Source organism: Streptosporangium sp. H13245 (assembly GCF_055690525.1).
This window is the reverse complement of sequence record NZ_JBSZKT010000017.1, coordinates 1-14102: the sequence shown is the minus strand read 5'-3', so window position 1 is coordinate 14102 and position 14102 is coordinate 1. Positions and strand designations below refer to the sequence as shown.

The following is a 14102-nucleotide window of genomic DNA, read 5'->3' as shown; positions in this document are numbered from 1 at the left end:
CCACCCGGGCGGGGGCCGGTACCGCCGGCCCTCGTCAGCCCTCGACCTTGCGGGCCACCCCGCCCATCGTCCACGTCTTGTCGCGGCCCTGCGCGGCGAGCGGATTGTCGGGACGCCAGTGGCGGATGTAGACCAGGCCGGGGTCGACCAGTTCCAGCCCGTCGAAGAAGCGCAGCACCTGCTCGCTGCGCCGCGAGGCGTCCTCGGTGCGGCCGAGGACCCGCTGGAAGATCCCGACCAGCTGCTCCTTCACCTCCGAGCGCTTGTCGAAGACGACGTGGCCGATGCCGAAGTGGCTGCCGACCGGCACCGCGTCGCGAAGGATGGCCACGCTCTTGTGCGGGTCGTCCACGTCGGGGATGAACTGCAGGGCCGACAGGATCAGCACGGCCACCGGCAGCTCCAGGTCGATCAGGCGCAGGAGCTCCGGGTCGGTGAGCAGCTCGCGGGGGTGCAGGACGTCGCCCTCGACGGCGGTGGTGTACGGGTTGGTGGCCAGCGTGGCGCGGGCGTGGGAGAGCACCACCGGGTCGTGGGAGACGTAGACCACGCGCGTGTCGGGCACGATCTCCTGGGCCACCTGATGGACGTTGCGCCGGTTGGGCAGCCCGGAGCCGATGACGACGAACTGGGTCATGCCCTGCTCGACGAGGTAGCGCACCACCCGGCCCAGGAACGCCTGGGCCTCGTGCGTCATGGTCCTGATCTCGGGCGCGATGGCGAGCACCTCCTCGGCCGCCTCACGGTCGGCGGCGAAGTTGTCCTTACCGCCCAGGAAGTAGTCGTTCATTCTGGCGATGTTGGGAACGCTGGTGTCCAGGCCCGCCCCCGGCCGCCGGGACGCGTCGCTCATGTGTCATCTCCTCCGTCGCCTGTGACACTAAGGAACCGCAGCTTGGGTGAACAGATGTCAAGGCACTGTTAATGATGGAAAACGTACTTATTTCCCAAGAAAGTCTATTCCTTGCGGGCAACGCCGCCGACGACCCAGATGGAGTCCGGCCGGTGGGGTGTCGCGCCCTCCGGCCGCCACTCGGGGATGTAGACGACACCCGGCTCGACCGGCCTCAGCCCGTCGAGGAAGAGCTCGACCTCGGCCTTGGTCCGCAGGTTCGCGCGGCGGGTGCCGGTGATCGACCCGCTGTCCTGGAAGAGGGCCGCGAGCCGCGCCGTCCTCTCGGGATGCAGGTCCGAGACCGCGTGGGAGAGCGCCATGTAGCTGCCCGGCGCGATGGCCTTCTGCAGGGCGGCCGTGGACTGCAGGGCCTGCACGTCGTCGGAGACGTCGGTCAGCATCGAGAACATCAGGACGGCCACGGGCTCGTCGAGGTCGATCAGGCCGGTGAGGCCGGGATGCGCCAGGAGCCGCTCCGGGTCGCGCAGGTCCGCCTCGACGACCGTGGCCGGGCTGTTCTCCTTCAGGAGGGCCTGGGCGTGGACGACGACCATCGGATCGTTGTCGACGTAGACGACCCGCGCCTCGGGCGCGATGCCGCGCAGGATCTGGTGCACGCTGCCCTGGGTCGGCAGGCCGCAGCCGATGTCGACGAACTGGCGGATACCGGCCTTCACCAGGAACCGTACGGCGCGGTCGAGGAACCTGCGCCCCTCCTGCGACATGGCGGGGAGCTCGGGGGCGATCGAGAGCGCCGCCTGGGCGGCGGCCCGGTCGGCGGCGAAGTTGTCCTTGCCGCCCAGGAAGTAGTCGGTTATCCGGCCCGCGTTCGGGATCGTGGGGTCGAACCTGAGGCGCTCAGGTTGTGGCGACGCCATGATGTCCTCCGTCCAGCCGCGCGGTTCCAGCGGACATTATCGACCTTCCGCTCACACTGTGCTGTATTTCCTGCCAGAGCCTCCTTCTGCTCATGTCACTTTTTGGGCACTGGGCCGCTCGCACCCGCTCCGCGTCCCCCTCGCCGGTGGCGGGGGCGGGTCTCCCGGGTCCCGCCGGTGGCGGGTTCCGGGGTTCGGCGGCGGGCTTTCCAGGTCTTCGCGTGCCGTCAGCTCGTCAGTGGCAGGCCTCCAGGTGGCGTTCCCCTCTCGGGGGCAGGGCGAAGGCCGCCCAGACCGCCTTGCCCCGGCTCTCCAGCGGAGCCCAGCCCCACGTCTCGCTGACGCCGTCGACCAGCAGGAGTCCCCGGCCGTTCTCCGCCTCGTAGTCGGGCTCGCGCAGGCAGGGTCCCTGGTCGCTGGGGTCGGTGACCGCGCACAGCACCGAACGCTCGGTGTGGCAGAGGATCACCTTGACCTCGGGGAAGGAGCGGGCGTGCAGGACACCCCGCGTGCCGTGGCGTACGGCGTTGGTCACGAGTTCGGAGACCACGACGCCGGTGTCGTCGATCAGCGGCTCCAGCTCCCAGGCTCTCAGGGCCCTGGTGGTGAACTCGCGGGCGGTCCGTGCCGCGCACGGGTCGTAACGAAGGCTGCGCACGGCCATCTGTAACTGGCCGGCGTGGCCCTCTTCACCGGCCCAGGGGGGCAGACCGCTGGGGGGGAGCAGGTGATCAAGCATCGACAACCACCGTTCCCACCCTCCGATCTCATCTCGGATGGGTGTGGCTTCATGTCTTTGGTAACCAGTCATCGGCGACCTTGCGGAGGGGGGCGATCGTATGGCGAGGTTGATCCGTCTAGTTATCTTGCCTTCCGTAATGTGCATAGGCAAGTACAGATGCACGTGCATCTGCACAAAAAGCTCTATGCTCAAGGAGTTGTTTCCCTCCCTAATCGGTGAGAGGCGAGGATGAACCAGCTGTACAACGGCATGTCGGCCGCCCTGATGGACGGCATCGTCTGGCGCAAGAGCCACTTCAGCAACCCCAGCGGCAACTGCGTGGAACTCGCGGAACTGCCCGACGGCAGGGTCGCGATGCGCAACTCCCGCGACCCCGAGGGGCCCGCGCTGATCTACACCCGCCGCGAGGCCGACGACTTCGTCCGCGGCGTGAAGGGCGGGGAGTTCGACGATCTGATCATCTGAGAGCCCTGGGGCTGTGGTTGAAAAATAAAATTCTCTATAGTCTGGGTGCGGCGAGCGGAGTACCGTGAAGGCTCGCGTTCGCCACAAAGAGTGGGCAGAGGCTCGCGTTCCGCGCCCGAAGGACTGCAGATGATCACACCTAACGCCGACGGCCGGCCGGTCAGCCCGACCCCGATGGCCGCGCCGCAGGGCAGCTCCACCGTGCTGCGGATCGTCCTGGGCGCGCAGCTTCGCCGCCTGCGCGAGCAGCGTGGCATCACGCTGGAGGAGGCGGGGCACTCCATCCGCGCCTCGCACTCCAAGGTCAGCCGCATGGAGCTCGGCAGGGTCAGCTTCCGGATCAGGGACGTGGCCGACCTGCTCACCCTGTACGGGGTGACCAGCGACGCCGAGCGTGAGCCGCTGCTGTCCCTCGTGGAGAAGGCCAACCTCACCGGCTGGTGGCACAACTACAACGACGTGCTGCCCTCCTGGTTCGAGACGTACGTGGGCCTGGAGGAGTCGGCCACCGGCATCCGCAACTACGAGGTCCAGTTCGTGCCCGGCCTGCTGCAGAGCGAGGGCTACGCGCGGGCCGTCGTCCAGCTGGGCTTCCCCTCGGCCTCCCCCGCCGAGCTGGACCGCAGGGTGAAGCTGCGCATGGCGCGCCAGCGGCTGCTGCGCCGCCCGGACCCGCCCCACCTGTGGGCTGTGCTGGACGAGGCCGTGCTGCGCCGCCCGCTCGGCGGGGTCCAGGCGATGTGCGAGCAGATCGACCACATCCTGCGGGCGCTCGAACTGCCCAACGTGACCGTCCAGATCGTGCCCTTCAGCGTCGGCGGCCACGCCGCGGCCGGAGGGCCCTTCAGCATCCTGCGGTTCTCCCAGCCCGACCTGCCCGACGTCGTCTACATGGAGCAGCTCACCAGCGCCGTCTACCTGGAGAAGCGCGACGACGTCGACAGCTACCTGGAGGTCATGGAGCGCCTGTGCATTGAGGCCGAGCCGGTCACCCGCACCCGCGAGATCCTCCTGGGGATCCGCGAGGAGTTCCAGCGGCGGCTCTGAGCCGGGAACGACGGACGACGAGGCCGGGAACGGCGAGCCAGGGACGACGAGCCGGGAACGGCGAGCTGGAGACGGCGGCCCGGAGACACGCCGCGCCCCCGGAGCCGAGGGGGCGAGGAAACCCCGTGACCACGGGGTCGCGGGCTCCTGACGAGGCCCGGCCGCAACCGCCGGGCGGCGCCGTACGAAGATGTTTGAATGAGATGTCTCGTGACCGGCGCGACCGGATACATCGGGGGGCGCCTCGTCCCCGAGCTGCTGGACGCCGGGCATGAGGTCCGCTGCATGGTGAGGTCGGCCGGTCGCCTGAGGGACCAGCCGTGGGCCTCCCGGGTCGAGGTCGCCCAGGCGGACGCGGCCGACGCGGAGCGGGCGGCCGAGGCCCTGCGGGACGTCGACGTGGTCTACTACCTGATCCACACCATGGGCGGGGGAAGCGACTTCGCCGCCGCCGACCGCGAGGCGGCCACCACCTTCGCCGCCGCCTGCGAGCGCGCGGGGGTCCGCCGCGTCGTCTACCTCGGCGGCCTCGCCCCGGACGAGAGGCTCTCGCCGCACATGCGCTCCCGCGTCGAGGTGGGGGAGATCTTCCTGAGCTCCTCGGTGCCCGCGGTGGTGCTGCGGGCCGCGGTCGTCATCGGGTCGGGCTCGGCCTCCTTCGAGATGCTGCGCCACCTCACCGAGCGGCTGCCGGTGATGACGACGCCGCGCTGGGTCGGTACCAGGACGCAGCCCATCGCGATCCGCGACGTGCTGCGCTACCTCGTGGCCTGGGCCTCCGTCGAGGAGGAGGTGAACCGCTCCTTCGACATCGGCGGCCCCGACGTGCTCACCTACGCCGACATGATGCGGGTCTACGCCGACGTCGCCGGGCTGCCCAGGCGGCTGATCATCCCGGTCCCGGTGCTCAGCCCCGGCCTGTCGAGCCACTGGGTGGGGCTGGTCACCCCGGTCCCGGCGAGCCTGGCCCGCCCGCTGGTGGAGTCGCTGCGCAACGAGGCCGTCTGCGGCGAGCACGACATCGCCCGCTACGTCGAGGACCCGCCCGGCGGCCTGGTCGGGCTGAGGAGGGCGATCGAGCTCGCCCTCCAGCGCATCAAGGAGGCCAAGGTCATCACCCGCTGGTCCTCGGCCTCCACCCCCGGCGCGCCGAGCGACCCGCTGCCCACCGACCCCGACTGGGCGGGCGGCAGCCTGTACGTCGACGCGCGGGCCCGCCGGGTCGACGCCTCACCGGAGGCCCTGTGGAGGGTCGTCGAGGCCGTCGGCGGCGAGGTGGGCTGGTACTCCCTGCCCCTGGCCTGGAGCCTGCGCGGCCTCCTCGACCGGCTGGTCGGCGGCGTGGGCCTGCGCAGGGGGCGCCGTGACCCCCGGCGGCTGTGGGTGGGCGACTCGGTCGACTTCTGGCGGGTCGAGGAGGTCGAGCCGGGGCGCCTGCTGCGGCTGCGCGCGGAGATGCGCCTGCCCGGCCTCGCCTGGCTGGAGATGCGGGTGCTCACGCACCGGGGGGAGACCGTCTACGGCCAGCGGGCGATCTTCCACCCCCGGGGCCTGGCCGGGCACCTCTACTGGTGGGCGGTCGCGCCCTTCCACGGCCTGATCTTCGGGCCGATGCTGCGCAACGTGGCGAGGGCCGCCGAGCTCTCCCCGCCGGGCGCTCTCCACGACGGCGACCCGAAGGACGCGGTCATGGAGGGCACCGGCCGGTGACCGGGCGGGCCGGGGTTCACGAGTCCCGCGCCCTTCCCGTGACGGCGGCCCGGAGGACGCGGTCGTGGGGGGCACCGGGCGGGTCGGGATTCACGAGCCTCGGAGGACGCGGTCGTGGGAACACGAGTCCCGCGCTCTTTCCGTGGTGGCGGCCCGGGGACCCCGGCCGTTGTTACCGCTCGCCGTCGGGGTTCACGAGGACGTCGACGATGTCCTCGTACCCGACCCCCTTGTGCGCGAACTGTCCCGCCACCGCGAGCTCCGCGAGGCCGTGGGCGGTGGAGAGCAGGGCCATCACCCGGGCCTTGGGCGCCGGTCCGTCCCCGGGGCCCTCCATGCCGAGCGCGGTCATCACCTGGTCGATCGCCGTCTCCAGCTCGGGGTGGTTCCCGGCGAGGAACTCCGAGGCGAACACCAGCCGGTACTCCTCGCGGTGCGTGGTGGCGTACTCGACGTAGCTCAGGTAGAAGGCCCGCAGCCGGTCGCGCGGGCCCGCGCCCTCCAGGACCGCGGCGGCGACGTGCGCGCTGAGGTCGCCGATGACCCGGACGGCGAGCGCCGCCAGCAGCGCGGTCTTGTCGGTGAAGTGCCGGTAGGGGGCCGTACGGGACAGGCCGGCCCGGTCGCCGACGGCGCGCAGCGTCACCGCGTCGAGGCCCCCCTCGCGCAGCAGTCTCAGCGCGCTCTCGACCAGGCGGGTCCTGGTGTCGTCCACCATGTGGGTCCCTTTCCCCGGCGTCCCGTGTTGACAACGTCAACGTATCGGGTTGACACTGTCAACAAGATGTTGACGACGTCAACTGGAGTGCTATGAAGATCACGGTGAACGGGCTGCCCGCCACGGTGGACGCCGGCCCCGACGAATCCGCCGTGGACGTCCTGCGCGACGGGCTCGGCCTGACCGGCGCCAAGGCCGCCTGCCGCACCGGGGTCTGCGGCGCGTGCACGGTCATGGTGGACGACGTGCCCCAGGCGAGCTGCCTGCTGCCGTCCGCCGCGCTGGAGGACCGCGAGATCACCACCGCCGAGGGCCTCGACCACCCCGTCCAGCGGGCGCTCGCGGTCCACGACGGCCTGCAGTGCGGCTACTGCACGCCCGGGTTCGCGGTCGAGGGCGCGGCCTTCGTCGACGCCTGGCGCGCCGAGCACGGCGACGTCGCGCCGCCGCGCGAGCGGATCGCCGCAGCCCTGGCCGGTCACCTGTGCAGGTGCGGCGCGTACGAGGGCATCTACGCCGCGATCGCCGCCGCCTGCCGGGGGGAGCACGACGGCGCGGAGGGGACGCCCGCCCGGGTGGAGGCGATGGACAAGGCCGCGGGCCGCGCCCGGTACACGACCGACGTGCGCCTCGAAGGCCAGCTGGAAGGGGTGATCATCCGCTCGGCGAGGGCGCACGCCCGCGTCACCTCGGTCACGGTGGACGCCGCCCACGTGGTCGACCTGCTGCCGCCGGACCGTACCGTCCGCTACGCGGGCCAGCCCGTCGCCGCCGTCGCCGCCCCCACCCTGCGCGAGGCGCTGGCGATCGCGGAGGCCGCGCGGATCGGCTACGACCCGATGCCCGCCGCGCTCGACGACGCGCCGGACGCCCCGCCCGTCTACGACGAGGCCGCCAGGAAGCACGTCCCCAGCTCCAGCGAGGGAATGGAACTGCCCGGCGGCTGGGACGGCAACGTACGCGGCCCCTTCACCAGGGCGAGCTGGCGCGGGCGCACCGCCGTCAAGCGGATCGAGGCCGCCAGGCGCGACGCCGACCCCCGCCTGGTGACCGGCACGTTCACCACCGCCGTACAGGTCCACACCCCGCTGGAGCCGCACGCCTGCGTCGCCCACTGGGACGCCGAGGGCGACCTGCGCCTGTACCTGTCCACCCAGACCGTGGGCCTGGCCGCCGAACAGGCCGCCAAGCGCTGGAACCTGCCCGTCGGGCGGGTCCACGTCGTCACCGACCACGTCGGCGGCGGCTTCGGGGCCAAGGCCGGTGTCGGCACGGAGACGATCGCCGCCGTCGAGCTCGCGCGGGCCTGCGGCGCGCCGGTGCGCGTGGTGCTCAGCCGCGCCGAGGAGCTCACCGACGCGGGCAACCGGCCCGGCACCCGGACCACCCTCGAACTCCTCACCGACGACCGGGGCGACCTCGCCGCCCTCACCATGGACGTCCACGGGCGCGGCGGCGTGGCCATCGGGTCGGCCGTCGCGGTGATGGCCCGCCTCATGTACGGCACCGCGCCCCGGCGGCTCCGCGACTACGACGTGGTCACCAACGAGCCGCCCGGCGCCCCGTTCCGCGGGCCGGGGGCGCCGCCCATGCTCTGGGCGCTGGAGCAGGCCGTGGACGAGGCCGCCCACCGCCGGGGCGAGGACCCGATCGCGCTGCGCCGCCGCTGGGACGGCAACCGCAAACGGCACGCCCTCTACGACCTGGCCATGGCCCTGCCCGAGTGGACGACCAGGCCCCGTACCGGCTCCCAGACGGGCCGCTTCCGCCGGGGCGTCGGGGTGGCCGCCGCCAACTGGGCCTACATGCTCGACCCCGCCACGGAGGTGGAGCTGCGCGTCGAGGGCGACGTGGTCGTGGCCCGCACCACGACCCAGGACATCGGGACCGGCGTCCGCACCGTCATCGCCGGCGTCGTACGCGAGGAGCTCGGGCTGCCCGCCGAACGCGTCCGCGTCGAGGTCGGCAGGACGGGCACCGTGCACGGGCCGCCCTCGATCGGCAGCCGCACCACGGCCTCGGTGGGCCCCGCCGCGCGCGACGCCGCGCTGCGCCTGCGGAAGCTGGGCGTGACCGACGGCGCCACAGTGGTCGGCGGGCGCCGCCGCGACCGGCGCGGCTACGTCACCCCGTTCCCGGTGAGCGGCATGGCGATCGGCCGGGGGTTCAGCGGCTCCGTCCACGTCACCGAGGTCGAGGTCGACACCCGCCTGGGCGTCGTCAGGCCGCTGCGGGTGTGGGCCGGGATCGCGGTGGGCCACGTCTACGCCGAACGGCTGGCGCGCAACCAGTGCGAGGGCGGCGTCGTGCAGGGCATCGGCTACGCCCTGTACGAGGAGCGCCTGGTCGACCCGGTGACGGGAACCGTGCTGACCGCGAACCTCGACGACTACCGCATCCCCGGCATCGGCGACACCCCCGAGATCACCGTGCACTTCCACCGCGACGGGTGGGACCACGTCAACGGGCACGGCGTCGGGGTCGGGGAGATCTCCACGGTCGGCGTCGCCGCCTCGGTGGGCAACGCCGTCCACAACGCCACCGGCTGGCGCCCCCACGACCTGCCCATCCGCCCCGACCGGCTCCTCGAAGGGATCGCCCGTTGATCCTCTCTCAGAAGCCTCGGCCGGATCTGGCCACGGGGCGCGGGGGTTACCCGGCCCCGGGCCGCGGGCGTTCCGGGAGGGGAAGGCCGACGCCCTCCTCTCCGGAGGCGCCTCCCGGCCCCCTCGGAAAGGGGCGTCCGACGCTCTCCCCCTCGGGGATGTGCGCCGGACCTCTCGGAAAGGCTCTCCCGGCGGTCTCCTCCTCGGAGCGCGGCTCCTGGGCCCTCACACTGGAAGGTGTTCGATGACCGTACTCAGCGACCTCGGCGAGGCCGTGCGGCGCGGGGGCGAGTTCCGCGCCGGAGGCACCGACCTGATGGGCCGCCGCGCGGCGGGGCCGCACGTGGACCTGCGCGGCCTGCCCGACCTGTCGGACGTCACCTGGCTGCCGGACGGCTCCGTCAGGATCGGCGCGCTGACCACGGTCGCGCGGGTGGCCCGCGACGCGCGCCTCGGTGCCGCCCACCCCTGCCTGGCGCTGACGGCGTCGGGTCTGGCCACGCCCCAGATCCGGGAGGTGGCCACCGTCGGGGGCAACCTGCTGCAGCGCAACCGCTGCGCGTACTTCCGCAACCCGGCCTTCTCCTGCCACCAGAACGGCGGCGACCACTGCCCGGCCCGCGCCGGGCTCGCCCCGAACGCCGCGATCCTCGACAGCGGCCCGTGCGTCGCGCCGCACCCGTCGTCACTGGCGGTCGCCCTGCTCGCCTGCGACGCCTCCGCCGAAGCGCACGGCAGGGCCCCGTTCCCGATCGCCGACCTGTACGGGGACGGCTCGGACCCGTCCCGCGACCACCTGCTGCCTCCGGGGGAGATCCTTCTCTCCGTCGTCCTGCCGCCGCCGGTGCCGGGGGAGCGGGGCGCCTACCACCGGGCGATCGGCAGGTCCGAGGCCGAGTGGCCGCTGGTGGAGGCGGCGGCCCGGCTGGTCGCCGACGACGGGAGGATCACCTTCGCCAGGGTGGCCGTGGGGGGTGTCGCCCGCGTCCCCGTACGCCTGCCCGAGGTCGAGGAGGCGCTCGTGGCGGGCGAACCCCTCGACCGGGCCGCCGGGCTGGCCGCGGCCCGGTGCGCCCCGGCGGCCCGCAACCACTACAAGATCGCGCTGCTCGCCGGGACCGTCCTGGAGGTCCTGGAACGCGCGACCGGGACCGGCGAGACCCGCTGACCACCCGGGTGCGGCGCGGGGCGCCGGTGCGCCGTTCACCCCCGCCGTGTCGCCCGGGTGCGGCGTGGCGCGCCGGTGGGCCGTCACCCCGTACGCTCGACGACCACCAGGGGGATGTCCCGGCCGGTCGCCTCCCGGTACCGCCGGTAGGAGGGCATGGCCGCGACCATGAGCCCCCACAGCCGGGGCTTCTCCGCGGCCGTGGCGGTCCGTGCGCGCACGGCGAACGTCTCCGCGCCGATCTGGACCGTGGCGTCGGGGGTGTCGACCAGGTTGAGGTACCAGGCCGGATGCCGGTCCGCCCCGGCGTTGGACGCGGCGAGGACGTAGTGGTCGCCGTCGCGTGCGTACACCAGGGCGGTACGGCGGAGTTTGCCCGACCTACGGCCGCGTGTCGTCAGCAGCAGGTCGTTCATGCCCGGCCTGGCCTGGCCGCCGGTCTCGACGAAACGACGGATGTGCCGGGCCACCCGGTCGTCCGGGCTGTCGACGATCTCCTCCTCCATCAGCCCTCCTCGACGCCGAGGTGCGTGCGGTGGTGCGCGGGGCCGTCGATCTCGTCGAGCAGCGCGATCGCGAAGTCGGCGTAGGAGATACGGCTGGCGGCATCGGCCGGGGCCGTGCGGTAGCGGCCGGTACGGGTGCCGTCGTGGTCGAAGTCACCGGCCGGGCTGACGACCAGCCAGTCGAGCGCGGTGGCGGCGGTGCGCAGCACCTCGTTTCCGGCCGCGTGCCCCAGGTAGAACGACCGGTACTCCTGCGGGTAGCCGGGCGTGTCCATGAGGAGCGTCCCCGACGCGGTCTCCAGCACCGACGCCAGGCCGACCGCCAGCAGCCTGGGCACTCCGGCCCTCGCCAGCCCGTCGAGCAGGGCGCGGGCGGCGCGGACGAAGAAGACGTCGGGCGGCGTGGCGAAATCGTAGACGGAACTGATCGCGGCGTCGTGGCCCTTGGCGAGCCGCGCGACGACGTCCGCGTCCGTGACGTCGCCCGCGACGATCCGCACGCCGCCCGCCGCCGGGTTTCCGTGCCCGGCGGGGTCCCCGTGCCCGGCGGGGTCCCCGTGTCCGGTCAGGTTTCCGAGCCCGGCCAGGTCGCCGTGTTTGGCAAGGTCGCTGTGCTTGGCCGGGTCACGTACGACCGCGGTGACCCGGTGACCGCGCCGGAGGGCCTCGTGGACGGCCGCCCGGCCCGCCCTGCCACCGGCACCGAAAACAATGATCTCGCTCATCCGAACACCTCGCGTCCAGGGCCGGGCCCGATCGCCGACCGCTGCTGGGAAGGTAGCCGGACAGGTGGTTACCAACGGGATACCGGCTACCGTGGAGCGGTGACAGAGCCCCTCGATCCGGAGATGTTCGACCCGGTCTGCCCGTCCGATCTCACGCCCATCCGGTTCGGCGACAAATGGGCAGGGATGATCATCCGCTGTCTCGAAGACGGCCCGCGGCGGTTCTCCGAGCTTCGGATCCCCCTGCGCGGCATCACCGCGAAGGTGCTCACGCAGTCGCTCCGGGCGCTCGCGCGCGACGGCCTGATCGCGCGCACCGCCCATCCCGCGCAGCGGGTCGAGTACGCGCTGACGCCGCTCGGCCGCAGCATGCTCGAACCGATGGACGCCGCGTGCGCCTGGGCACGGGAACACTGGGACGAGCTCATCGACGCCCGCGAGGCATCCACCGCCGCCCCGTCGTACGGGCTCGGCCGTACGGGCTAGGCGCCGGATCCAGGGGGACCGGTTGCCGGGCCGGGTCGGCGTGCCCGGAACGCCTTCCGGATGCGCGCCGCGATGTCAGGGCGGCCGATGCGTCCGGGACGCCCTCCGGGGGTGTGCCGCGCGGTCAGGAGTGGCCGGTCGGCACGTCCGGAACGCCTGCCGGACGCCTGCCGAGCGCATGTCGCCGCGTCAGGGGCGCGGCCACGCGTGACGCGGTGCTATGGACGGGGCGGGCGTGCCGTGACCAGGCTCGTCTCGTAGGCGACGATGACCAGCTGAGCCCGGTCGCGGGCGCCGAGCTTGCCGAGCAGGCGGCCGACGTGCGTTTTCACGGTCGCCAGGCTCAGGGTCAGGCGATCGGCGATCTCCGTGTTGGACAGTCCCCTGGCGATGAGCGTCAGTACGTCGAGCTCCCGGCCGGTGACCCCGTCGAGCTCGCGGGCCACCGGGCGCGCCGGTTCGGGACGCCGGGAGAACTCGGCGATGAGCCTGCGCGTCACCGTCGGCGCGAGCAGCGCCTCGCCGGAGGCGACCACCCGGATCGCGGTCAGCAGGTCGCCCGGCGGGGTGTCCTTGAGCAGGAAGCCGCTGGCCCCGGCCCGCAGCGCCGCGTAGACGTACTCGTCCAGGTCGAACGTGGTGAGCATGAGCACCCGCACCCCCGGGACGCCCGCCGGGCCGCAGATGCGGCGGGTCGCCTCGATGCCGTCCATCTCCGGCATCCGCACGTCCATCAGCACCACGTCCGGTGACTCACCGCGCGCCAGCTCCACCGCCTCGGCGCCCGTCCCGGCCTCGCCGACCGACACCAGGTCGGGCGCGGTGTCCACCAGCACCCGGAAACTCCCGCGCAGCAGCGCCTGGTCGTCCGCGACGAGCACCCGGATCACGGGACCTCCCCGTCCGGCACGCGCGCCTCCTCGCGTGACGCGGCTTCGTCGGGCACGCGCGTCTCCTCCCGCGAGGCGGCCGTCTCCCCGCCGGGCACGCGTGCCCTCCCGTCCGGCAGGCGTGTCTCCTCGTACGGTATGCGCGCCGAGATCGCGAAGCCGCCCTCCGGGCGGCGCCCGGCCGTGAAGCTCCCGCCGTACATGACCACCCTCTCGCGCATCCCGATCAGCCCGTGTCCAGGCCCGCCGGGCGGCACTCGCCCGCCGGGCCCGTCGTCGGTGACCTCGACCCCGACCTCGCTCCCGGACGTCCGGACCGAGACCCGGCACCGGGCGGGGGCGGCGTGCCTGACGACGTTGGTCAGCGCCTCCTGGACGATCCGGTAGACCGACAGCTCCACCCCCTCGGGCAGGCCGGTCGCCCGGACGTCCAGCTCGACGCGTACCCCGGCCGTCGACGCCCGCTCCGCGAGGCCGGTGAGATCCGCGAGGCCCGGGGAGGGGCCGAGGTCGGAACGGAGCACTCCCAGCAGCTGGCGCATCTCGGCCAGGGCGCCCCTGCTCGTGGTCTCGATGACGCGCAGGGCGTCCGTGGCCTCCTCGGGCCGTACGGCGGCGACGTGGTTGGCGATGCCCGCCTTGACCGCGATCAGGCTCATGCTGTGCGCCACCACGTCGTGCAGCTCGCGGGCGATCCGCAGCCGTTCCTCGGCCACCGCCCGGCCCGCGAGCTGCTCGGCCTCCCGCGCCGCGTACGCCCGCCGCTCGCGTACGGCGCGGCCCGCGATCCAGGCGCCGCCCAGGAACGCCACCCCCACCAGCAGCGGCCCGACGACGCCGGGCGCCGGGGCGGCGGTGCCCACCGCCGACAGCAGCAGGACGGCCACCGCGCCGCAGGCGCCGATCACGATCGTGGGCTCCCACCGGGGCCGGGGCCGGGTGAGCGCCACCATGTAGATCGCGAAGGCCGCCGCCGCGAACCTGTCGTGCACCGTGCCGAGGAGGGCGAGGGACACCAGCGACATCGCGAAGACGGCGCAGAAGACGGTGAGCGGCCACAGCCGCCGTACCGCGAGCGGCAGGGCGATCCCGGCCAGGACCAGCGGCTCCGCCCACACGGGCACCGCCGGGTCCAGGCGCCCGGCTCCGAACAGCAGCAGCGTGAGCGCGTATCCCGCCGCCCCCAGGGCGTCGAGGCGGACGAGCCGGCCCCGGCTCCAGTGCCGGGGGAAGAGCGAGACGTCCACGGTGAGGTCCACGGGTGAA

General features: G+C 73.2%; 14 protein-coding genes. 6 read left to right on the top strand and 8 right to left on the bottom strand.

Annotated elements, in window-relative coordinates; all coding sequences use genetic code 11:
- Positions 1 to 34: 34 nt before the first annotated feature.
- The 3 genes from ACW9TB_RS23265 to ACW9TB_RS23255 all read right to left on the bottom strand — a co-directional run bounded on the left by ACW9TB_RS23265 (position 35) and on the right by ACW9TB_RS23255 (position 2431).
- Positions 35 to 853, bottom strand: coding sequence for an SAM-dependent methyltransferase (locus ACW9TB_RS23265; RefSeq protein WP_472750161.1), 819 nt, complete (start codon positions 851 to 853; stop codon positions 35 to 37).
- Positions 854 to 957: 104 nt separating this feature from the next.
- The gene (locus ACW9TB_RS23260) at positions 958 to 1773 is read right to left on the bottom strand and encodes an SAM-dependent methyltransferase (RefSeq protein WP_472750160.1); all 816 of its coding nucleotides are present in this window, start codon (positions 1771 to 1773) and stop codon (positions 958 to 960) included.
- A 235-nt stretch (positions 1774 to 2008) separates the two neighbouring features.
- A complete protein-coding gene (locus ACW9TB_RS23255) occupies positions 2009 to 2431 on the bottom strand; it encodes an ATP-binding protein (RefSeq protein ID WP_472750159.1) in 423 nt (140 codons plus the stop codon).
- 312 nt (positions 2432 to 2743) lie between these two features.
- Here ACW9TB_RS23255 and ACW9TB_RS23250 point away from each other — a divergent pair, with 312 nt between their 5' ends.
- The 3 genes from ACW9TB_RS23250 to ACW9TB_RS23240 all read left to right on the top strand — a co-directional run bounded on the left by ACW9TB_RS23250 (position 2744) and on the right by ACW9TB_RS23240 (position 5737).
- A complete protein-coding gene (locus ACW9TB_RS23250) occupies positions 2744 to 2980 on the top strand; it encodes a DUF397 domain-containing protein (RefSeq protein WP_472750158.1) in 237 nt (78 codons plus the stop codon).
- 129 nt (positions 2981 to 3109) lie between these two features.
- Positions 3110 to 4027 (top strand): helix-turn-helix domain-containing protein, encoded by a 918-nt coding sequence (locus tag ACW9TB_RS23245; RefSeq protein WP_472750157.1) that lies wholly within the window; start codon positions 3110 to 3112, stop codon positions 4025 to 4027.
- Positions 4028 to 4225: 198 nt separating this feature from the next.
- Entirely contained in the window at positions 4226 to 5737 is a 1512-nt protein-coding gene (locus ACW9TB_RS23240) for an SDR family oxidoreductase (protein ID WP_472750156.1), read from the top strand.
- Between the two features lie 172 nt (positions 5738 to 5909).
- Here the strand turns inward: ACW9TB_RS23240 and ACW9TB_RS23235 are convergent, their stop codons facing one another.
- A complete protein-coding gene (locus ACW9TB_RS23235) occupies positions 5910 to 6455 on the bottom strand; it encodes a TetR/AcrR family transcriptional regulator (RefSeq protein ID WP_472750155.1) in 546 nt (181 codons plus the stop codon).
- A 92-nt stretch (positions 6456 to 6547) separates the two neighbouring features.
- On the opposite strand from ACW9TB_RS23235, the gene ACW9TB_RS23230 reads away from it, so the two are divergent.
- Together ACW9TB_RS23230 and ACW9TB_RS23225 are read left to right on the top strand one after the other, a co-directional pair.
- Positions 6548 to 9061 carry a molybdopterin-dependent oxidoreductase gene (locus tag ACW9TB_RS23230; protein ID WP_472750154.1) on the top strand — a complete coding sequence of 838 codons (2514 nt, stop codon included), beginning with the start codon at positions 6548 to 6550 and terminating at the stop codon, positions 9059 to 9061.
- A 244-nt stretch (positions 9062 to 9305) separates the two neighbouring features.
- The gene (locus ACW9TB_RS23225) at positions 9306 to 10229 is read left to right on the top strand and encodes an FAD binding domain-containing protein (RefSeq protein WP_472750153.1); all 924 of its coding nucleotides are present in this window, start codon (positions 9306 to 9308) and stop codon (positions 10227 to 10229) included.
- Positions 10230 to 10312: 83 nt separating this feature from the next.
- Here ACW9TB_RS23225 and ACW9TB_RS23220 read toward each other — a convergent pair whose 3' ends face one another.
- Both ACW9TB_RS23220 and ACW9TB_RS23215 read right to left on the bottom strand, forming a co-directional pair.
- Entirely contained in the window at positions 10313 to 10735 is a 423-nt protein-coding gene (locus ACW9TB_RS23220) for a nitroreductase/quinone reductase family protein (RefSeq protein WP_472750152.1), read from the bottom strand.
- A complete protein-coding gene (locus tag ACW9TB_RS23215; protein WP_472750151.1) occupies positions 10735 to 11460 on the bottom strand; it encodes an NAD(P)-dependent oxidoreductase in 726 nt (241 codons plus the stop codon). The genes ACW9TB_RS23220 and ACW9TB_RS23215 overlap by 1 nt, the downstream gene beginning before the upstream one ends.
- Before the next feature lie 99 nt (positions 11461 to 11559).
- On the opposite strand from ACW9TB_RS23215, the gene ACW9TB_RS23210 reads away from it, so the two are divergent.
- Positions 11560 to 11946: a winged helix-turn-helix transcriptional regulator gene (locus ACW9TB_RS23210; RefSeq protein WP_472750150.1), complete on the top strand. Its 387-nt coding sequence runs from the start codon at positions 11560 to 11562 to the stop codon at positions 11944 to 11946.
- 218 nt (positions 11947 to 12164) lie between these two features.
- Here the strand turns inward: ACW9TB_RS23210 and ACW9TB_RS23205 are convergent, their stop codons facing one another.
- Entirely contained in the window at positions 12165 to 12836 is a 672-nt protein-coding gene (locus ACW9TB_RS23205) for a response regulator (RefSeq protein ID WP_472750149.1), read from the bottom strand.
- A partial coding sequence (locus ACW9TB_RS23200; protein ID WP_472750148.1) for a sensor histidine kinase occupies positions 12833 to 14102 on the bottom strand: 1270 nt, incomplete at its 5' end. The genes ACW9TB_RS23205 and ACW9TB_RS23200, both read right to left, overlap by 4 nt.